The 18,381-nt window shown below is 73.9% G+C and carries 18 protein-coding genes; 16 read left to right on the top strand and 2 right to left on the bottom strand.

Features of this window, described 5'->3' with window-relative positions; genetic code table 11:
* Nucleotides 1-73: 73 nt before the first annotated feature.
* Together DFJ66_RS39785 and DFJ66_RS39790 are read left to right on the top strand one after the other, a co-directional pair.
* Nucleotides 74-1,777 carry a condensation domain-containing protein gene (locus DFJ66_RS39785; protein WP_121229654.1) on the top strand — a complete coding sequence of 568 codons (1,704 nt, stop codon included), beginning with the start codon at nucleotides 74-76 and terminating at the stop codon, nucleotides 1,775-1,777.
* Nucleotides 1,778-1,894: 117 nt separating this feature from the next.
* A complete protein-coding gene (locus DFJ66_RS39790) occupies nucleotides 1,895-2,359 on the top strand; it encodes an NUDIX hydrolase (RefSeq protein WP_121229656.1) in 465 nt (154 codons plus the stop codon).
* A gap of 34 nt (nucleotides 2,360-2,393) precedes the next feature.
* Here the strand turns inward: DFJ66_RS39790 and DFJ66_RS39795 are convergent, their stop codons facing one another.
* Nucleotides 2,394-3,533 carry a DegT/DnrJ/EryC1/StrS family aminotransferase gene (locus DFJ66_RS39795; RefSeq protein ID WP_121229658.1) on the bottom strand — a complete coding sequence of 380 codons (1,140 nt, stop codon included), beginning with the start codon at nucleotides 3,531-3,533 and terminating at the stop codon, nucleotides 2,394-2,396.
* A 127-nt stretch (nucleotides 3,534-3,660) separates the two neighbouring features.
* On the opposite strand from DFJ66_RS39795, the gene rfbA reads away from it, so the two are divergent.
* Nucleotides 3,661-4,551, top strand: coding sequence for a glucose-1-phosphate thymidylyltransferase RfbA (gene rfbA / locus DFJ66_RS39800; RefSeq protein WP_121229660.1), 891 nt, complete (start codon nucleotides 3,661-3,663; stop codon nucleotides 4,549-4,551).
* 4 nt (nucleotides 4,552-4,555) lie between these two features.
* Here the strand turns inward: rfbA and DFJ66_RS39805 are convergent, their stop codons facing one another.
* Nucleotides 4,556-5,479, bottom strand: coding sequence for an MBL fold metallo-hydrolase (locus DFJ66_RS39805; protein ID WP_246030106.1), 924 nt, complete (start codon nucleotides 5,477-5,479; stop codon nucleotides 4,556-4,558).
* Nucleotides 5,480-5,680: 201 nt separating this feature from the next.
* Between DFJ66_RS39805 and DFJ66_RS39810 the strand changes: the two genes are divergently transcribed.
* The 13 genes from DFJ66_RS39810 to soxR all read left to right on the top strand — a co-directional run bounded on the left by DFJ66_RS39810 (nucleotide 5,681) and on the right by soxR (nucleotide 18,287).
* Nucleotides 5,681-6,949, top strand: a complete 1,269-nt coding sequence (locus tag DFJ66_RS39810) for a beta-ketoacyl-[acyl-carrier-protein] synthase family protein (protein WP_121229662.1) — start codon at nucleotides 5,681-5,683, stop codon at nucleotides 6,947-6,949.
* On the top strand, nucleotides 6,946-8,163 hold the full coding sequence (locus DFJ66_RS39815; RefSeq protein WP_121229664.1) for a ketosynthase chain-length factor: 1,218 nt from the start codon (nucleotides 6,946-6,948) through the stop codon (nucleotides 8,161-8,163). The genes DFJ66_RS39810 and DFJ66_RS39815 overlap by 4 nt, the downstream gene beginning before the upstream one ends.
* Nucleotides 8,164-8,197: 34 nt before the next feature.
* Nucleotides 8,198-8,446, top strand: coding sequence for an acyl carrier protein (locus DFJ66_RS39820; RefSeq protein WP_121229666.1), 249 nt, complete (start codon nucleotides 8,198-8,200; stop codon nucleotides 8,444-8,446).
* Nucleotides 8,436-10,190 (top strand): acetyl-CoA carboxylase, carboxyltransferase subunit beta, encoded by a 1,755-nt coding sequence (gene accD / locus DFJ66_RS39825; protein ID WP_121229668.1) that lies wholly within the window; start codon nucleotides 8,436-8,438, stop codon nucleotides 10,188-10,190. Before DFJ66_RS39820 ends, accD begins: the two co-directional genes overlap by 11 nt.
* The gene (locus tag DFJ66_RS39830) at nucleotides 10,187-10,939 is read left to right on the top strand and encodes an acetyl-CoA carboxylase biotin carboxyl carrier protein (RefSeq protein ID WP_246030107.1); all 753 of its coding nucleotides are present in this window, start codon (nucleotides 10,187-10,189) and stop codon (nucleotides 10,937-10,939) included. The genes accD and DFJ66_RS39830 overlap by 4 nt, the downstream gene beginning before the upstream one ends.
* Before the next feature lie 10 nt (nucleotides 10,940-10,949).
* Nucleotides 10,950-12,308: an acetyl-CoA carboxylase biotin carboxylase subunit gene (locus DFJ66_RS39835; protein ID WP_121229670.1), complete on the top strand. Its 1,359-nt coding sequence runs from the start codon at nucleotides 10,950-10,952 to the stop codon at nucleotides 12,306-12,308.
* 31 nt (nucleotides 12,309-12,339) lie between these two features.
* Nucleotides 12,340-13,125, top strand: coding sequence for a 3-oxoacyl-ACP reductase FabG (gene fabG, locus DFJ66_RS39840; RefSeq protein WP_121229672.1), 786 nt, complete (start codon nucleotides 12,340-12,342; stop codon nucleotides 13,123-13,125).
* Between the two features lie 34 nt (nucleotides 13,126-13,159).
* Nucleotides 13,160-14,104 carry an aromatase/cyclase gene (locus DFJ66_RS39845; protein WP_121229674.1) on the top strand — a complete coding sequence of 315 codons (945 nt, stop codon included), beginning with the start codon at nucleotides 13,160-13,162 and terminating at the stop codon, nucleotides 14,102-14,104.
* A 246-nt stretch (nucleotides 14,105-14,350) separates the two neighbouring features.
* The gene (locus tag DFJ66_RS39850) at nucleotides 14,351-15,430 is read left to right on the top strand and encodes an acyl-CoA dehydrogenase family protein (protein ID WP_121229676.1); all 1,080 of its coding nucleotides are present in this window, start codon (nucleotides 14,351-14,353) and stop codon (nucleotides 15,428-15,430) included.
* 27 nt (nucleotides 15,431-15,457) lie between these two features.
* Entirely contained in the window at nucleotides 15,458-15,928 is a 471-nt protein-coding gene (locus tag DFJ66_RS39855; protein WP_121229678.1) for a nuclear transport factor 2 family protein, read from the top strand.
* A 10-nt stretch (nucleotides 15,929-15,938) separates the two neighbouring features.
* On the top strand, nucleotides 15,939-17,006 hold the full coding sequence (locus tag DFJ66_RS39860; RefSeq protein ID WP_121229680.1) for an LLM class flavin-dependent oxidoreductase: 1,068 nt from the start codon (nucleotides 15,939-15,941) through the stop codon (nucleotides 17,004-17,006).
* Between the two features lie 70 nt (nucleotides 17,007-17,076).
* Nucleotides 17,077-17,805 (top strand): SDR family NAD(P)-dependent oxidoreductase, encoded by a 729-nt coding sequence (locus DFJ66_RS39865; RefSeq protein ID WP_121229682.1) that lies wholly within the window; start codon nucleotides 17,077-17,079, stop codon nucleotides 17,803-17,805.
* A gap of 14 nt (nucleotides 17,806-17,819) precedes the next feature.
* The gene (gene soxR / locus DFJ66_RS39870) at nucleotides 17,820-18,287 is read left to right on the top strand and encodes a redox-sensitive transcriptional activator SoxR (protein ID WP_121229684.1); all 468 of its coding nucleotides are present in this window, start codon (nucleotides 17,820-17,822) and stop codon (nucleotides 18,285-18,287) included.
* Nucleotides 18,288-18,381: the final 94 nt, after the last annotated feature.

The raw sequence follows: 18,381 nt of genomic DNA on the forward strand, positions 1-18,381 counted from the left end.
GTGCCTGTGCGTTCCGGGGCAGCCGCTATAGCTTCGGACCAATTCCGACCGGCCCCTGAGAACGGTGGACCCGATGGTGACGAATTCCGTCGTCGTGCGTTTTCGTGGCGAGCGCGCGGTCGAAGGGCCGATGACCCTGGGCCAGCTCAACGCGCACAAGTGGCTCAGCTGGACGTCCACCCCCGAGTACGGCATGCAGTACTGGCGCCTGCCCGCCGACGCCGGCGGGTTCGCCGTGACCGACTTCGCCGAGGTGCTGGCCGTGCTGCTGGCCCGGCACGAAGGGCTGCGCACCACCTTCCCCGGCGGCGGCAGGCAGCGGGTGGTCGACTCCGGGGAGCTGGACCTGCGGGTCCTGGCCTGGGAGGACGGCGCGGACCCGGGGGAGTTGGACCGGGTCGTCGACGCGGTGCCCTACGACTGGGCCGCGGACCTGCCGGTGAGCGCCGCCGTCGCGGTCCGGTCCGGTCGGGTGTGCGGGGCCGTCCTGCGGTGCTCGCACCTGGCCGCCGACCACAAGGGGATGGTGGTCCTCGGTCGGGAGGTCGAGCAGATGCTGGCCGACCCGGCGGCCCGGGTCGTCGGCCCGCCCCGGCACCAGCCGGTGGACCAGGCCGAGTCCGAGCGGCGCCCGTCGACGCGGCGGCGCGCGGAGGGCGCGCTGGACTACTGGGCCGGCCGGCTGCGCCGGATGCCGGCCAACCCGCTCGCCGCGCCGCCCGGTCCCGGCCCGGCGGAGTCGCGGGCGATGGAGATGGTGTCGCACGCCGGCGCGGCGGCCCTGTCGCGGATCGAGCGCCGCACGTCGCTGGACCGGTCCAACATCGTCCTGGCCGCGGTCCTGTCGGTGCTGGCGGAGCGCACCGGCGAGCGGGACCACCTGTTCTGCGCGCTGTCGAACAACCGCTTCTTCGACCGCAGGCTGTCCGACCACGTCGGCACGCTGGCGGCCTCCAGCCTGGTCGAGGTCGACGGCCGCGGGGCGACGTTCGACGAGCTGGGTGAACGGGTGCGGTCGGGGATGGTGCGCGCGTCCATGAGCGCCATGTACGACGCACACCGGCTGCACGCCATCGCCGAACAGGTCGAGCACGAACGCGGCGTGGCGTTCCACTACTTCCCCCCGATCTTCAACAACGCCGCCGCGTACATCCGCTCCCACCCCGCCCCGCACGCGCGTCCCACGCCGCCGACCGAGTTCACCTGGCGCCGCATGGAGCGGACCCCCGCGCCACTGCGCTTCGACCTGTGGCGCCTGGACTCCGTGCTGGCCATGGACGCCTGGACCGCCGACACGTCCCGCATCGGCCGCCCCGAGGTCGAGTCGACGCTGCGGGCGGTGGAACGCCTCCTGGTCGCCGCGGCCGAGGACGACCTGTCGCCGGGGGAGGTGAGCGGGATCGTCGACCTGCCGCGCCTCGAGCGCGGCGACGACTGGCTGTTCCTGGACTCCTGCTGGGTCCACCTGCCGGAGGTGCAACGGCTCCTGGACGACACCCTGGCGCCGGCCCGCGTCTTCGCCGAGGCCGACGACCGGCGGCTGGTCGCCTACCTGGCGGCCACCGACGCGGTGACCACCCCCGAAGAAGCCCACGCCCGCTGCATGTCCCGGCTGGCCGACCACCCCGCCGCCATCGCACCCCGCCACTACGTCCTCTGCCACGAGGCCCCGACCACGCCGCACGACCCGTCCTCCTGGCAACGCCAACCGGTCCTGACCGAAGGCCCCGGCCGCCGCACCCACCACCCGCTCGCGGCCTCCCCCTCCACCACCTGACCCGCACGACGTCCCGCCCGTCGCCGGGCGCGCCAGGCCACGACTCGATGGTCATCACCTTCGCGGAAGCGCCTGGCGCGGAAGTCCCGGCACCACGCGCCCCGTAGCCTGGCCGGCATGGGGATCACGCAGCGGTTGCCGCTGAGCAGGGAAGAGTTCGACAGCATCTACGCGAAGGTCGCCCGGCTCACCGTCGAGGTGCTCGTCCACACCGAGGACGGCGTGCTGCTGACCCGGCGCGGGATCGAGCCGTGCCTGGGGTACTGGCACCTGCCCGGCGGCACGGTGCTGTTCGGGGAGCGCCTGGTCGACGCGGTCCGGCGGGTGGCGCGCAACGAGTTGGACGTCGAGGTCGAGGTGGGCGGGCAGCTCGGGGTCATCGAGTACCCGAGCCTGCTGGCCTCCGGTTACCGGGGGTGGCCGGTGGGCCTGGTGTTCGCCGCCCGCATCGTCGCGGGCGTGCCCGCGCGCACCGAGCAGAGCGCGCAGGTGGGCTACTTCCGCACCCTGCCGCACGACGTCATCCACGACCAAGCCGCGTTCATCGCCCGGCTGGGGCTGGCCGCGCCCGCCGAGGGCTGAACGGCGTGGGCCACCCGCGCGGGCCGGGCGCGGGTCAGGCGGTGGTGCGTGCCTCGACCGCCTTGCGCAGCTGGGAAACGACCGTGTGCACGTCGGCGTCGGTCAAGCCCGGGTGCAGCGGCAGGCACAGGGTCCGGGTGGCGAGGTGGTCGGAGTGGGGCAGCTCGCCGTCGAACCCGTACAGGGGCACCTTGTGCAGCGGCTCGTAGCGGAACGTCGTGTAGATGCCCGCGGCGTAGAGGTCGGACGCCACGTCGTCGCGGATCCCGTCCGCCAGCTGCACCCAGTAGAAGTAGTACGAGGTCTCGTGCCCCTCCGGCAGGGCGGGCGGCGGCAGCACTCCCGGCACGTCGGCCAGTTCGCGGTCGTACAGCTCCACGATCTCCCGCCGCCGCGCGACCAGCCCGCCCAGCCGCCGCAGCTGCACGGAGCCGATGGCGGCGGTGAGGTCGTTGCCGATCACGCGCCGGCCGGGCTCCTGCACGTCCAGCTTCCACCACTGCCGGGACGACTTCGCGCCGCTGAACCCGCTGAGCTGCGCCAGCCCGTGGTAGGCCAGCCGGCGCACGCGCAGCGCCCGGTCCGGGTCGCGCACGTACAGCATGCCGCCGTCGCCGGTGGTGAGGACCTTCATCGCGTCGAAGCTCCAGATGGCCGAGTCGCCGAACGTGCCGCAGGCCCGCCCGCCCACCCGGGAGGCGACCGAGCAGGCGGCGTCCTCGACCAGTTCGACGCCCCGGTCCCGGCACAGCGCCGCGATCCGCTCGACGTCGCCGGGGTACCCGCCGTAGTGCAGGACCACCACCGCCTTGGTGCGCGGCGTGATCGCCGCCGCGACGTCCTCGGCGGTCGGGTTGAGCGTCCTGGGGTCCACGTCGCAGAACACCGGCCGCGCGCCGCAGGAGACGATCGCGTTCGCCGCCGCGATGAAGCTGACCGACGGCAGCACGACCTCGTCGCCGGGCCCGAGGTCCAGCGACTCGATCGCGAGGAACAGGCTCGCGCTGCCGGAGGCCAGGAAGACCACCCGCGCCGGGTCGACGCCGAGGTGCTCGGCGAACTCGGCCTCGAAGGCGGCGGTGCGCGGTCCGTGGCCCAGCCACCTGCTCGCCACGACCTCGGCCACCGCCGCCAGCTCCTCGTCGCCCACCTGGGGTTGGAACAGGCTGATCATCCACGTCTCCCCGCGCTGTCGGTGACTCCCTCGTCGCATCGTGGCGGGGCCGGCTCGACATCGGCTCGAGGACCGCCCTGTACCGAGGCTCAAGGTCGTCACGAACGGCTGCGCCGAGGCTGCCGGTGTGAAGGGAATCATCCTGGCCGGTGGCAGTGGCACGCGGTTGCACCCGATCACGCTGGGCGTCTCCAAGCAACTGCTGCCGGTATACGACAAACCGATGATCTACTACCCGCTGTCCGTGCTGATGCTCGCGAACATCCGCGACATCCTGCTGATCTCGACGCCGGCGGACCTGCCGCAGTTCCGCAGGCTGCTCGGTGACGGGTCGCGGCTGGGCCTGCGGATCGACTACGCCGAGCAGGACCAGCCGCGCGGGCTCGCCGACGCGTTCCGCATCGGCGCGGAGCACATCGGCGACGACAGCGTGGCGCTCGTGCTGGGGGACAACATCTTCCACGGCCCCGCGTTCTCCGAGGTGCTGCTGCGCGCCGCGGCCTCCGTCGACGGCTGCGTCCTGTTCGGCTACCCCGTGCAGGACCCCGAGCGCTACGGCGTCGCCGAGGTCGACGCGCGCGGCAGGCTCGTGTCGGTGGAGGAGAAACCGCTGCTGCCGCGGTCCAACCGCGCCATCACCGGCCTGTACTTCTACGACAACGACGTGGTGTCCATCGCGCGGGACCTGCGCCCCTCGCCGCGCGGCGAGCTGGAGATCACCGACGTCAACCGCGCCTACCTCGACCGCGGCAAGGCCGCGCTGGTGGACCTCGGCCGCGGCTTCGCCTGGCTGGACACCGGGACGCACGACTCGCTGATGGAGGCGGGCAAGTACGTCGAGATCCTGCAGAACCGCCAGGGCGTGCGCATCGCCTGCGTCGAGGAAGTGGCGCTGCGCATGGGGTTCATCGACGTCGACGCCTGCCACGCGCTCGGGGCCGAGCTGGCCGGTACCGGCTACGGCCAGTACGTGATGGGCGTGGCCAACCTCGCCCGCTCCCTCGAAGCGGTGGGGTGAGGGCTCAGGCGAAGCAGGTCAGCGGACCGCCGTGGTGGTCCACCATCTCGTGGAAGATCCCGAGCACGTCGAGCGGCACGCCCTCGGGCCGCCCGTGCTGCTCGGCGTACGCGCGGTGCAGGTTGCCCACCAACCGCTCGGGGTCGAGCAGGTGCGCGAACGCGCCCAGGTCGGCCTCCCGCGCCACGGCCGAGGGTGACAACCCGCGCCGCACGCCGTCGGCGGCGAGCCGCTGCACCCACCGCAGGTACGACTCGGCCACGTCGAACAGCTCCGGCCCGCCCACCGGCCCGTGCCCGGTGACGACCACGCGTGCGTCGAAGCTCCGCAGCCACTCGATGGTGCGCAGCGAGCCCGACACCGACCCCATGAGGCAGAACGGCGTCGCGCCGCTCATCACGATGTCGCCGGTGAACAGCACCGAGCGGTCCGGGACCCACACCACCGTGTCGCTCGTGGTGTGGGCCGGGCCGGGGTGGCGCAGCTCCACCGCCAGCCCGCCCACGTGCAGCGTCATGCGGTCCCGGTAGGTGGTCGTGGGCAGCGCCAGGGCCACGCCGCCCCAGTCGACGTCCGGCCACAGCCCGCGCATGCCGAGGTCCGCCGCGGCGGCCTCCTCCCGTGCCCCCTCGTGCGCGATGATCGCCGCCTCGGGCCGGAACACGAAGTTGCCGAACGTGTGGTCGCCGTGGAAGTGCGTGTTCACCACCGCGCGCGGCGTCGCGCCGGTCACCGAAGCGATCGCGGCCCGCAGCCGACGGGCGCGCCGCTCGGTGGCGGCCGTGTCGACGACCACGACGTCGTCCCCGTCGACGATCACGCCCGCGTTGCTCAGGCACCAGCTCCCGTCGTGCTGCACGTAGGCGTGCACGCCCTCGGCGACCTCGGTCAGCTCCTCCGACAACACCCGCTCGTCCGCTCGCGCCACGCGAAACCCTCCTCCGTCCGGCTGTGCACCGTCGGGCAGAGTCGCCGATCCCGCACCACGGCGCGTCGAGGAACGCTCGAGCCGGCGTCTCGATCGCCGCTTTAGCGGGTCTCCAGATGTCGTTGCGACCGCGCTCAAGGCGGCCCTGCGACGGTCTTGCGCAGCGGCGCTCGGCGCGCCGCAACCGATCGGAGGCGAGTCTTGAGCCGTCGTGTGGTGATCACCGGTGTGGGGGTGTTGGCGCCCGGGGGCACAGGCACCAAGGCCTTCTGGCGCCTGTTGGAGGAGGGGCGGACCGCGACGAGGAGGATCACCTCCTTCGACCCGTCGCCGTTCCGGTCGCAGGTCGCCGCCGAGGTCGACTTCGACCCGGAGCTGCACGGGTTGGGACCGCAGGAGATCCGGCGCATGGACCGCGCGGCGCAGCTGGCCGTGGTCGCCGCCCGCGAGGCCGTGGCGGACAGCGGGGTCGAACCCGGCGGGCTCGACCCGCACCGCGTCGGGGTGACCATCGGCAGCGCGGTCGGCGCGACCACGGGGCTGGACCGGGAGTACCGCGTCGTCAGCGACGGCGGTCGCACGTGGCTGGTCGACCACGAGTACGCGGTTCCCCACCTCTACAACTACTTCGTGCCCAGCTCGTTCGCCGCCGAGGTCGCCTGGTCGGTCGGCGCGGAGGGCCCGGCGTCGGTCGTGTCGACCGGCTGCACCTCGGGGCTCGACTCGGTCGCCCTGGCGTGCGAGCTGATCCGCGAGGGCACCGCGGACGTGATGGTCGCGGGGGCCACGGACGCCCCGATCTCACCGATCACCGTCGCGTGCTTCGACGCGATCAAGGCGACCACGCCCCGCAACGACGACCCGGAGCACGCGTCCCGGCCGTTCGACCGCACCCGCAACGGTTTCGTGCTCGGCGAGGGCGCGGCGGTCTTCGTGCTGGAGGAGTACGAGAGCGCGCGGAAGCGCGGCGCGCAGCTCTACGCCGAGATCGCCGGCTACGCGTCGCGGTGCAACGCCTTCCACATGACCGGGCTGCGGCCCGACGGCGCGGAGATGGCCGAGGCCATCCGGGTGGCGATGGACGAGGCGCGGGTCAACCCCGAGGACATCGACTACGTCAACGCGCACGGGTCGGGCACCAAGCAGAACGACCGCCACGAGACCGCCGCGTTCAAGCACAGCCTGGGCGAGCACGCCTACCGCACACCGGTCAGCTCCATCAAGTCGATGGTCGGCCACTCGCTCGGCGCGATCGGCTCGATCGAGATCGCCGCGTCCGTGCTGGCGATGCGGCACGACGTGGTGCCGCCCACGGCGAACCTGTCCACACCGGACCCGGAGTGCGACCTGGACTACGTGCCGCGCGAGGCGCGCGAGTGGCGCACGGACACGGTGCTCACGGTGGGCAGCGGTTTCGGCGGATTCCAGACCGCGATGGTGCTCGCCCAGCCCGACCGGGGGCGCGCGTGAGCGCCGCACCGGTGGTGGTGACCGGCCTGGGTGTCACCGCGCCCAACGGCCTGGGCACGGCCGAGTACTGGGCCGCGACGCTGGCGGGTCGCGGCGGGATCGGGCCGATCACCCGGTTCGACGCGACGGGCTACCCGGCGCGGCTGGCGGGCGAGGTGCCCGGCTTCGAGGCGAGCGAGCACCTGCCGAGCAGGCTGCTGCCGCAGACCGACCACATGACCAGGCTCGCGCTGGTGGCCGCGGACTGGGCGTTGGCCGACGCGGGCGTGACGCCCGGCGAGCTGCCGTCGTTCGACGTGGGCGTGGTGACCTCCAGCTCCGCGGGCGGCTTCGAGTTCGGCCAGCGCGAGCTGGAGAACCTGTGGAGCAAGGGCGGCGAGCACGTCAGCGCCTACCAGTCCTTCGCCTGGTTCTACGCGGTGAACACCGGCCAGATCTCGATCCGCAACGGGGCGCGCGGACCCAGCGGCGTGGTGATCAGCGACCAGGCGGGCGGCCTGGACGCGGTCGCCCAGGCGCGCCGCCAGATCCGCCGGGGCACCGGCCTGATCGTCTCCGGCGGGGTGGACGGGTCGATCTGCCCGTGGGGCTGGGCGGCGCGTCTCGCGGACGACCGGCTCAGCACGACCGACGAGCCCGACCGCGCCTACCTGCCGTTCGACCCGGCCGCCGCCGGGCACGTACCGGGCGAGGGCGGCGCGATCCTCGTGCTGGAGGACCGCGAGTTCGCCCGCCGGCGGGGCGCGGCGCGGGTGTACGGCGAGATCGCGGGCTACGGCGCGACGTTCGACCCCAAGCCCGGCAGCGGGCGGGAACCGGGGCTGCGCCGGGCCGTCGAACTCGCGCTCGCGGACGCCGGGGTCGAGGCGGGCGACGTCGACGTGGTGTTCGCCGACGCCGCCGCGACGCCGGACCTGGACCGGGAGGAGGCCGGGGCGGTCGCCGCGGTGTTCGGGCCGCGCGGGGTGCCGGTGACCGCGCCGAAGACGATGACCGGCCGGCTGCTGTCGGGCGCGGCGGCGCTGGACCTGGTGGCCGCCCTGCTGTCCATCCGGGACGGGGTGATCCCGCCCACCACGAACGTGTCGGCCGATCCGGCGTACGCGCTCGACCTGGTGACCGGCGCGCCGAGGGCCGCGGCGGTCCGCACGGCGCTGGTGCTCGCCAGGGGCCACGGCGGGTTCAACTCCGCCGTGGTGGTGCGCGCCGCGTGACCTCCCACCGCAACGACGAGGACCGAGGAAGACCATGGCCAGTCAGACGATCACCATCGACGACCTCAAGCGCATCCTGCGGGACGCGGCCGGCGCCGACGAGGGGGTGGACCTCGACGGCGACATCCTGGACGCCGAGTTCGCCGAACTCGGGTACGACTCGTTGGCCCTGCTGGAGACCGCGTCGCGGATCACCCGCGAGTACGGCATCAAGCTGGACGACGACGCCGCGGTCGGCGCGACCACACCGCGGGAGCTGCTCAAGGTCATCAATGACGACTGAGGGCGGCACGGCGACCACGACCGCGGGGGCCGCGCTCGACGGCGTCGACTGGACCGTGTGCCCCGGCTGCGACGCGCTGCTCTACGGCAAGCGCCTGGCGCGCAACCACCACGTGTGCCCGGACTGCGGCGCGCACCACCGGCTGACCGCGCACGCCCGGATCGCGCAGCTGCTCGACCCGGAGGGTCTGGAGCTCCTCGACGTCCCGGCCGACGTGCACGACGTGCTGGAGTTCACCGACACCAAGCCCTACCCGGACCGGCTGGCGGCGGCGCGGGCCGCCACCGGCCTGTCCGAGGCGGTGGTGCTCGCCACCGGCACGATCGAGGGCAACCCGGTCGTCGCGGCGGTCATGGACTTCCGCTTCCTCGGCGGGAGCCTCGGCTCGGCCGTCGGCGAGTCGATCACCAGGGCGGCCGAGCTGGCGCTGGCCACCCGGACGCCCCTGCTGATCGTGTCGGCCTCCGGCGGCGCGCGGATGCAGGAGGGCGTGCTGTCGCTGATGCAGATGGCCAAGACCAGCCAGGCCCTGGGCAGGCTGGACGAGGCCGGGGTGCTCACGCTCTCGCTGGTCACCGACCCCACCTACGGCGGCGTGGCGGCGTCCTTCGCGACGCTGTGCGACGTGATCATCGCCGAACCGGGGGCGCGGCTGGGCTTCGCCGGTCCGCGGGTGATCCGGCAGACCATCGGGCAGACCCTGCCCCCGGGTTTCCAGACCGCGGAGTTCCTGCTCGAGCACGGGCTGGTCGACCTGGTGTGCCGCCGCGGCGCGCTGCGGCCGACGCTGGCCCGGCTGCTCTCGGTCGCAGGCGTCGATCGCACGGTCGGCCTCGGCGTGGACCCCGACCGCGCCGGCGGCGGGTCCGCCGCGGGGCCGGAGGTGGTGGTGCGGGACCCGGGGCGGCTGCCCGGGATCGACGCGTGGCAGGCCGTGCGGATCGCGCGCGACCTCGACCGGCCGACCACGCTGGACCACCTCGCGCTGGCGTTCGACGACTTCCAGGAGCTGCACGGCGACCGCGTGGGCGGCGACTGCCCGGCGATCGTCGGCGGCACCGCGCGGCTGGACGGGATGCCGGTGGTGGTGGTCGGGCACCAGAAGGGGCGCACGGTGGGGGAGCTGGTCGCCCGCAACTACGGCATGGCCACCCCCGCCGGGTACCGCAAGGCGGCCCGGCTGGTGCGGCTGGCCGACAAGCTCCGGCTGCCGGTCGTCACGTTCGTGGACACCCCCGGCGCCTACCCCGGCGTGGCGGCCGAGGAGGCGGGGCAGGCGGTCGCCATCGCGGAGCTCATCCGGCTGATGTCGACGCTGCGGGTGCCCGTGGTCACCCTCGTCACCGGCGAGGGCGGCAGCGGCGGCGCGCTGGCGTTGGCGGTGGCCGACCAGGTGCTGATCTGCTCGAACGGGACCTACTCGGTGATCAGCCCCGAGGGGTGCGCCGCGATCCTGTGGGACGACCCCGCGATGGCCCCGGCGGCGGCGCGCGCCCTCCGGGTCGACGCCGGGAACCTGTTGCGGCTGGGCGTCGTGGACGGCGTCGTGGTCGAACCCGACGGCGGCAGCCAGGCCGACCACCACACCGCCGCCCACCGCGTCCGGGCCGCCCTGGCGACCACCGTGCGCGCACTGTCCGAAGTGGATGCAGCCACCGCGGTGGCCGCCCGGTACGAGCGGTTCCGGGCGTTCGGCTCGCCGGGGCGGGGCCGGGGCACACCGGGAAGCGAGGGACCGCGATGACGCAGGTAGTGGGCAACCACCTGGACCGGGGGTTCGGCATCCCCGAGTCCGACGAGCTCGACGGCATCGGCGAGCAGCACAGCGGCGAACAGCCCAGCGGCGAGGGGCGCGGTGGCGAGGGGCGCGGTGGCGAGGGGCGCGGTGGCGAGGGGCGCGGTGGCGAGGGGCGCGGCGGCGAGGGGCACAGCGGCGAGGGGCACAGCGGCGAGGGGCACAGCGGCGAGGGGCGCGGTGGCGAACTGCCCGGCGGCGAACTGCCCGGCGGCGAGCAGCGTGGCGGCGAGTTGCCCGGCCTGCTCGACCGGGTGCGCGACAACGCCGTGCGGCTGGCCGCCGAGTTGCCCGGCACGCCGCGCGTCCTGCGGGTGCGGGCGGGCGCGGTGGCCGTCGAGGTCGAGTGGCCGCCGGACCGGGACCCCGCCGAGCACGCCGTCGAGCGGCCCGAGCGGGGTGGGGGATCCGAGCGGGGCGGGGGATCCGAGCCGGCCGCGCCGGCGACGGGTGCGTTCCTCACCGCGCCGACGGTCGGTGTCTTCTACCACGCGCCGGACCCCGGCTCCGCGCCGTTCGTCCGCGCGGGCGACACCGTCGTGGTCGGCCAGCAGATCGGCATCGTCGAGGCGATGAAGCTCATGATCCCGGTGCGGGCGGACGTCGGCGGCCGGGTGACCGAGGTGCTCAAGGGCAACGGCGAAGCCGTCGAGTACGGCGAGCCGCTGTTCGCGCTCGCCCCGGTCGACGCGGGCTGAAGGGGGAGCGGTGTTCGAGAAGGTACTGGTGGCGAACCGGGGCGAGATCGCGCTCCGGGTGGCGCGCACGTGCCGCGAGATGGGCATCAGGGTCGTCGCCGTGCACTCGACGGCGGACGAGGACTCCGCGGTGGTCGCCTACGCCGGCGAGGCGGTGCGGATCGGCCCCGCCGCAGCCAAGCGCAGCTACCTCGACATCGCGGCCGTGGTGGAGGCGGCGCTGCGCGTCGGGGCGGACGCGGTCCACCCCGGCTACGGCTTCCTGTCCGAGGACGCCGACTTCGCCGAGGTGTGCCGGGACCACGGCCTCGCGTTCATCGGCCCGCCACCGGAGGTGATCGCCCGGCTCGGGGACAAGACCGCGGCCCGCGAGCTGATGGCGCGGGCGGGCATGGCGATGCTGCCGGGCAGCCTGCACGCGCTGCGCTCGGCGGAGGAGGCGCGCCGGGTCGCCGACGACATCGGCTACCCGGTCATCATCAAGGCCGCCGCGGGCGGTGGCGGCAAGGGCATGAGGGTCGTGCACGACGCTGCGGCGCTGATCCCCGCCTACCACGAGACCAGGGCGGGCGCGCAGGCACTGTTCGGCGACTCCAGGGTCTACGTCGAGCGCTACCTGCCCGACGCGCGGCACGTCGAGATCCAGGTGCTCGCCGACGGGCACGGCACCGCGATCCACCTCGGCGCGCGGGACTGCTCGGTGCAGCGGCGGCACCAGAAGCTCGTCGAGGAGAGCCCCGCGCCGGGCCTGCCCGCGGACCTCGTCGAGCGGATGGGGCGGGCGGCGGTGCGCGGCGCGCTCACCGCGGGCTACGTCGGCGCGGGGACCTTCGAGTTCCTGCTCGCCCCGGACGGCGAGTTCTACTTCATGGAGGTCAACTGCCGCATCCAGGTCGAGCACCCCGTCACCGAGATGGTCACCGGCGTGGACCTGGTCCGCGAGCAGGTCCGCATCGCCGCGGGCGAGCCGCTGGCGCTGCGCGAGCACGACGTCCGGCCGCGCGGGGTGTCCGTCGAGTGCCGCGTCAACGTGGAGGACCCGGACCGCGACTTCGCGCCCGCCCCCGGCCTGCTGGCGGAGTTCGTGCCGCCCGGCGGCCCGTTCGTCCGGGTCGACACCCACGGCTACCCCGGCTACCGCGTGCCCGCGTTCTACGACTCGCTGCTGGCCAAGGTCGTGGTGTGGGCCCCGGACCGGGAGCAGGCGCTGGATCGCATGGACCGCGCGCTGGCCGACTTCCGGGTGCGCGGACCCGGCGTGCACACCACCGCCGGGTTCCTGCGCGACGTGCTGCGCGACCCGGCCTTCCGCTCCGGCGAGCACAGCACCGCCATCGTCGACCGGCTGCTGGCGCAGCGCGCCGCCTGACCACCGCACCACCGAATCGAAGGAGAGGGACATGCCGCAGGCAACCCGGCGGGTCGCCGTCGTCACGGGAGCCACCAGCGGGATCGGGCTGGCCATCACCAGGGTGCTGGCCGAGCAGGGCCACAAGGTGTTCCTGTGCTCCCGCAACGCCGACAACGTCAAGGCGACCGTGGAGGAGCTGCGCGCGGAGGGCTTCGAGGTGGACGGCACCACCTGCGACGTCGGCTCGCCCCAGGAGGTGCGCTCGTTCGTCACCGCGGCCGTCGAGCGCTACGGGCCGGTCGACATCCTGGTCAACAACGCGGGCCGCAGCGGCGGCGGCGTGACCGCCGACCTCACCGACGAGCTGTGGTTCGACGTGGTCAACACCAACCTCAACAGCGTGTTCCTGATGGCGCGCGACGTGCTCACCGTCGGCGGCATGAGGGCCAAGTCGTGGGGGCGCATCGTCAACATCGCCTCCACGGCGGGCAAGCAGGGCGTGGTGCTGGGCGCGCCGTACTCGGCGTCCAAGCACGGCGTGGTCGGCTTCACCAAGGCGCTGGGCAACGAGCTGGCCAAGACCGGCATCACGGTGAACGCGGTGTGCCCCGGCTACGTGGAGACGCCCATGGCGCAACGGGTCCGGCAGGGCTACGCCGCCGCGTGGCACACCTCCGAGGAGGAGGTCATGGACCGCTTCCAGGCCAAGATCCCGCTCGGCCGCTACTCCACGCCGGAGGAGGTCGCGGGCATGGTCGGCTACCTGACCTCCGACGTGGCGGCCTCGGTCACCTCGCAGGCGATCAACGTCTGCGGCGGTCTCGGCAACTTCTGACAGCAACCACGAACACCGGACGCAGGAGGACAGCATGGGGCAGCCGGGCACCCGCGAGGTCGAGCACCGGATCGAGGTGCGCGCGCCCGCCGAGGTGGTCTACGGGTTCGTCGCCGAGGTGGCGAACTGGCCGCAGATCTTCCCCCCGAGCGTGCACGTCGAGCACCTGGAGCGCGGCGAGCGGGAGGAGCGCATCCAGATCTGGGCCACCGCCAACGGCGAGGCCAAGACGTGGACCTCGCGCCGGGCGCTGGACCCGGACTCGTTGCGCGTGGAGTTCCGCCAGGAGGTGTCCCAGCCCCCGGTGGCCTCCATGGGCGGAGCGTGGATCATCGAGGCGCTCGCCGACGGCGGGTCGCGGGTCCGGCTGCTGCACGACTACCGCGCGGTGGACGACGACGCGGACAAGCTGGCCTGGATCGACCGGGCGGTGGACCGCAACAGCCGGTCCGAGCTGGCCGCGATGAAGGCCAACGCCGAGCTGGCGGCGGGTTCGTCGGAGCTGCTGCTGACCTTCGACGACACCGTCCGCGTGGACGGGTCCGCCAAGGACGTCTACGACTTCCTCGACCAGGCGCAGAAGTGGGAGCAGCGGCTGCCGCACGTGGCCAGGGTGTCGCTGGTCGAGGACACGCCCGGTCTGCAGTGGCTGGAGATGGACACCAGGACCAAGGACGGTTCGGTGCACACCACCAAGTCGGTCCGGGTGTGCTTCCCGCACCACAAGATCGTCTACAAGCAGGTCGTGCTGCCCGCGCTGATGACCCTGCACACCGGCAGCTGGCTGCTGGAGGAGGACTCCGACGGGGTGTCGGTGACCTCGCGCCACACGGTGGCCATCAACGAGGCCAACATCGCGGGGGTGCTGGGGCCGGACGCGGGCGTCGCCGAGGCGCGGGCGTTCGTGCGCACCGCGTTGAGCACCAACAGCCTCGCCACCCTGGGGTACGCCAAGGAGTACGCGGAGGCCCGCCGCTAGGCCGCGCCCTCGAAGGCGGTGACCGAGGACGTGCGCGGCTTCCGGTCGCCCGACAGCCAGGGCTTGGCGCCCGCGACACCACCCGTCCGATCCCGCAGCCCCCGCAGCCGACCGCCGGCCGCGGGGGCTGCGGCGTGTCGGGGTCCGGTGGCCGGCGCGGGTGTTCAGCGGCGCTCGAGCGAACGACGAGCCGCGCTGTCCAAAGTCGACCGCGTGCGGCGAGCACGGGAGCGGGGAGGGTGCGGGATGTCCGGTGGGAGCGCGGGTCTGCGGCAGGGCGCGGTGGACGCCGCGGCGACGGCCGGGCGGTTCGCGGAGGAGGCCGAGCGCGACCGGGCGCTGCGCCCGGAGGTGGCCAAGGCGCTGGTCGCCGCCGGGTTCGCCCGGCACTTCGTGCCCCGCCGGTGGGGCGGTGCCGAGGGCTGCGCGGTCGACCTGCTGGAGGCCGCCGCGCTGGTCGGGGAGCAGTGCGCCTCGGCCGCCTGGTGCGGCTCCCTGACCGCCGGCGCCGCCCGGATGGGCGTCTTCCTCCCCGAGCGGGGCCAGGCGGAGCTGTGGGCCGACGGGCCGGACGCGGTCGTGGCGGGCGCCCTGATCCCCTCGGGCCGCGCGCGGGCGGTCGACGGCGGCTGGCGGCTCAGCGGCGAGTGGAGCTTCACCAGCGGCGTCGACTTCTCCGACTGGGCGCTGGTCGCGGGTCTCGTGGACGACCGGCCGTGGTTCTTCGCGGTGCCCCGCGCCGACTACGACGTCCGGGACACCTGGCTCCCGGTCGGCATGAGGGGGACCGGCAGCAACACCCTGGTGCTGGCGGACGCTTTCGTGCCGGCGCACCGGGCGTTCGACCGCGAGGACATGCTGCGCGGTCGCGCGGTCGGCTCCGCCGCCCCCACCCATGCCGTGCCGCTGCGCACGATCAGCGGCGTGCTGTTCGCCGCGCCCGCCCTCGGCGCGGCGCGCGGCGCCCTGCGGGAGTGGTCGGCGGGGGTGTCCGGCGAGGACCGGTCGACCCGGCTGACCGCCGCGCGGACCGCGACCGAACTGGACCTGGCCGACTTCCTGCTGCGGCGGGTCGCGCAGACCTGCGACCGGGGCGGGACCACCCCGGCCGACGCCGTGCGCAACCCCCACGACTGCGCGCTGGCCGTCGACCGGCTCGTCGACGTCGTGGAGGCGCTGTTCCGCACCGCCGGGTCGCGCGGGCAACTCGCGACCAGCCCGTTGCAGCGGTTCTGGCGCGACCTCCACACCCTGGCCGGCCACGTGGCACTCAGGCTCGAACCGACCGGCGTCGCGTACGGCGGCTTCCTGCTCGACGCGCGCTGACCACCACACACGAGAGGTGACCCACCCATGACCCAGCAGATCAACCCGGTGACCGACTTCGTCTCCGCCGAGGTCTACGCCCAGGTCCAGCAGTTCTACGCCCACCAGATGGGCCTGCTCGACGACCGCGAACCCGAGCGGTGGGCCGACACCTTCACCGAGGACGCGGTGTTCCAGGAGGCGAGCAAGATGGAGCCGCTGCACGGTCGGGCGGCCATCAGGGCCTCGGCCCGCGGCTCCGTGGACCGGCTCGTCGCCAACGGCGTCCGCATGCGGCACTGGCTGGGCATGATCCAGGTCCACCCGCAGGCCGACGGCTCGCTGCGCACCCGCTGCTACGCGCTGGCCATGCGCACGCCCCAGGGCGGCGACCTCCAGGTGTTCGTGAGCGTGGTGTGCAAGGACCACCTCGTGCCCGTCGACGGCGGCTGGCTAGTCCGCGACCGCGACCTGGTCCACGACGGCGCCGGGAACCCCACCCGGTCCGCACAGGCCTGAGGAGACCGGCGTGAAGTTCGGCATCGTGTTCTTCCCGACCGTCGGGCCGCGGGACAAACCGGCCCCACAGTACTTCGACGAGGCCCTGCGGCTGGTCGACCTGGCCGAGGAGCTGGGCTTCGACCACGTGAAGATGGTGGAGCACTACTTCTTCCCCTACGGCGGGTACAGCCCCGACCCGGTCACCTTCCTGGCCGCGGCGGCGGGCCGCACCCGGCGGGTCCGGCTGGGCACCAGCGCGACCATCCCCGCGTTCGTCCACCCGGTGAAGCTGGCGGGCAAGCTCGCCATGCTCGACAACATCTCCCACGGCCGCGTCGACGCCGCGTTCGGCCGGGCCTTCCTGCCCGACGAGTTCGCCGCGTTCGGCATCCCGATGGACGAGAGCCGCGACCGGTTCACCGAGGGCGTCGAGGCGGTGAAGCTGTTGTGGACCACGCCGGACGCGGTGTGGGAGGGGCGGTTCCACCGGTTCGGCCCGGTGACGCTGCTGCCCAGACCGGTCCAGGAACCGCACCCGCCGGTCTTCGTGACCTCGGCGCGCAGTCTCGACTCGGTGGCCGCCGCGGCCGCCGCCGGGCACCACCTCCAGACCGTGCCCAACGCGATGACCGTGCCCGAGCTGCGCGAGCGCGTGGACCTGTTCCGCACCGAGTGGGCCTCGGCGGGGCACGCCGAGCCGGGGCGCATCCACCTGACCTTCCCGTGCCTGGTGGCGGCCGACGCCCAGGAGGCGGCGCGCAAGGGCGGGTTCGACGAGGAGCGCAACAACGCGGCGATCAGCCTGGCCGTGCGGTCGTGGGGCAGCACCACCAGCACCGCCTACCCCGGTTACGAGAAGCTCGCGAACATCGGCCGGGGCGTCTCGTTCGAGGACAAGCTGGCCGACGACAAGCTCCTGGTCGGCTCGCCGGACGAGGTGCGGGCGCGGTTGGAGCGGATCGCCGAGTCCTACGGCGACGACATCACGCTGAGCCTGGGCGTCCACTCCGGACACCTGTCGGTCGACGACGCGGTCACCACCTTGCGCCTGCTGGCCGACGAGGTGTTCCCCAAGCTCGCCCACGACGGGGCCTGACGAAACCCGGGCACCCGCCCGGAGTCCACGCACGACCCCGGCCGCCGGCCGGGCAGGAGGAGGAGCACGGATGTCGGAGAAGCGAGTGGCGCTGGTGACCGGGTCGTCGTCGGGGATCGGCGCGGCGGTGGCCGCCCGGCTCGCCGCGGCCGGGTTGCGGGTGGTGGTCAACTCGGCCCGGTCGGTCGAGGCGGGGCGGGAGGTGGCCGCGTCGCTGCCCGACGCGCACTACGTCCAGGCCGACATCTCGGCGCAGGACCAGGCGCGGCGGCTGGTCGCCGAGGTGGTCGAGCACTACGGCAGGCTCGACGTGCTGGTCAACAACGCCGGCACCACCCGCCGGATCCCGCACGCCGACCTGGAGGCGGCCGGACCCGAGGTGTGGCGGGAGATCCTGGACGTCAACGTCATCGGCACCTGGCAGACCACGGTGGCCGCCGCGCCGCACCTGGCGGCGTCGGGCCAGGGGGTCGTCGTCAACATCTCCTCGATCGCGGGCAGCAGGCCCGCCGGCAGCTCCATCCCGTACGCGGTCAGCAAGGCCGCGATCGAGCACATGACCCGCCTGCTGGCGGCCTCGCTCGGTCCCGCCGTCCGGGTGAACGCGGTGGCGCCGGGCCTGATCGAGACGCCGTGGACGGCGACGTTCACCGACATCGCCGAGGCGGTGCGCAAGAGCACCCCGATGCGGCGGGTCGGGCTGCCGGGCGACGTCGCCGACGCCGTGCTCAACCTGGTGGACGCGACCTACTCGACCGGTGACGTGGTCCGCGTCGACGGCGGCGCGCACCTGCTCTGACGTAACCTCGCGTCGTGGGCGACTTACCCTGGGACGCGAAGGAAATCACCATCGGCCAGCTCTCCGAGCGCAGCGGCGTGCCGCTGTCGGCGTTGCGGTTCTACGAGGCCAAGGGGCTCATCAGCAGCAGGCGCACGGTGGGCAACCAGCGGCGCTACGCCCGCGACACGCTGCGCCGGGTGACGTTCATCCGGTACGCCCAGCGGGTCGGCATCTCGCTGGGCATGATCCGGGACGCGCTGGCCGAACTGCCCGACGGGCGCACACCCACCCGGGGCGACTGGGCGCGGCTGTCGCGGTCGTGGCGCGACGAGCTGGAGACGCGGATCCTGCACATGCAGCGGCTGAAGGACAACCTCACCGAGTGCATCGGCTGCGGCTGCCTGTCGATCAGCCGGTGCCGGCTCGGCAACACCCGCGACGAGCTGGGGCAGCGCGGCCCCGGTCCGCACCGCCTGTACGACGGCGACTTCCCCTCCTGATCGGCTTCGGGGTGCCGAACGCGCCCGGCGGTGCTTGACCTGAACCAAGGTTGAGGTTGCACGCTGAGGAGCGCCGGGCGGTGGGCGCGGCGGG

It is taken from the genome of Saccharothrix variisporea (genome assembly GCF_003634995.1).
In the GTDB taxonomy this organism is placed as follows: Bacteria; Actinomycetota; Actinomycetes; order Mycobacteriales; family Pseudonocardiaceae; genus Actinosynnema; species Actinosynnema variisporeum.

Bases quoted from the DNA above. Each gene is read 5' to 3' on its own strand.
- DFJ66_RS39850 (WP_121229676.1), top strand. From the start codon at position 14,351: ATGTCCGGTGGGAGCGCGGGTCTGCGGCAGGGCGCGGTGGACGCCGCG.
- DFJ66_RS39830 (WP_246030107.1), top strand. From the start codon at position 10,187: ATGACGCAGGTAGTGGGCAACCACCTGGACCGGGGGTTCGGCATCCCC.
- DFJ66_RS39790 (WP_121229656.1), top strand. From the start codon at position 1,895: ATGGGGATCACGCAGCGGTTGCCGCTGAGCAGGGAAGAGTTCGACAGC.
- DFJ66_RS39845 (WP_121229674.1), top strand. From the start codon at position 13,160: ATGGGGCAGCCGGGCACCCGCGAGGTCGAGCACCGGATCGAGGTGCGC.
- fabG (WP_121229672.1), top strand. From the start codon at position 12,340: ATGCCGCAGGCAACCCGGCGGGTCGCCGTCGTCACGGGAGCCACCAGC.
- DFJ66_RS39865 (WP_121229682.1), top strand. From the start codon at position 17,077: ATGTCGGAGAAGCGAGTGGCGCTGGTGACCGGGTCGTCGTCGGGGATC.
- DFJ66_RS39785 (WP_121229654.1), top strand. From the start codon at position 74: ATGGTGACGAATTCCGTCGTCGTGCGTTTTCGTGGCGAGCGCGCGGTC.
- accD (WP_121229668.1), top strand. From the start codon at position 8,436: ATGACGACTGAGGGCGGCACGGCGACCACGACCGCGGGGGCCGCGCTC.
- DFJ66_RS39820 (WP_121229666.1), top strand. From the start codon at position 8,198: ATGGCCAGTCAGACGATCACCATCGACGACCTCAAGCGCATCCTGCGG.
- DFJ66_RS39855 (WP_121229678.1), top strand. From the start codon at position 15,458: ATGACCCAGCAGATCAACCCGGTGACCGACTTCGTCTCCGCCGAGGTC.
- DFJ66_RS39795 (WP_121229658.1), bottom strand. From the start codon at position 3,533: ATGATCAGCCTGTTCCAACCCCAGGTGGGCGACGAGGAGCTGGCGGCG.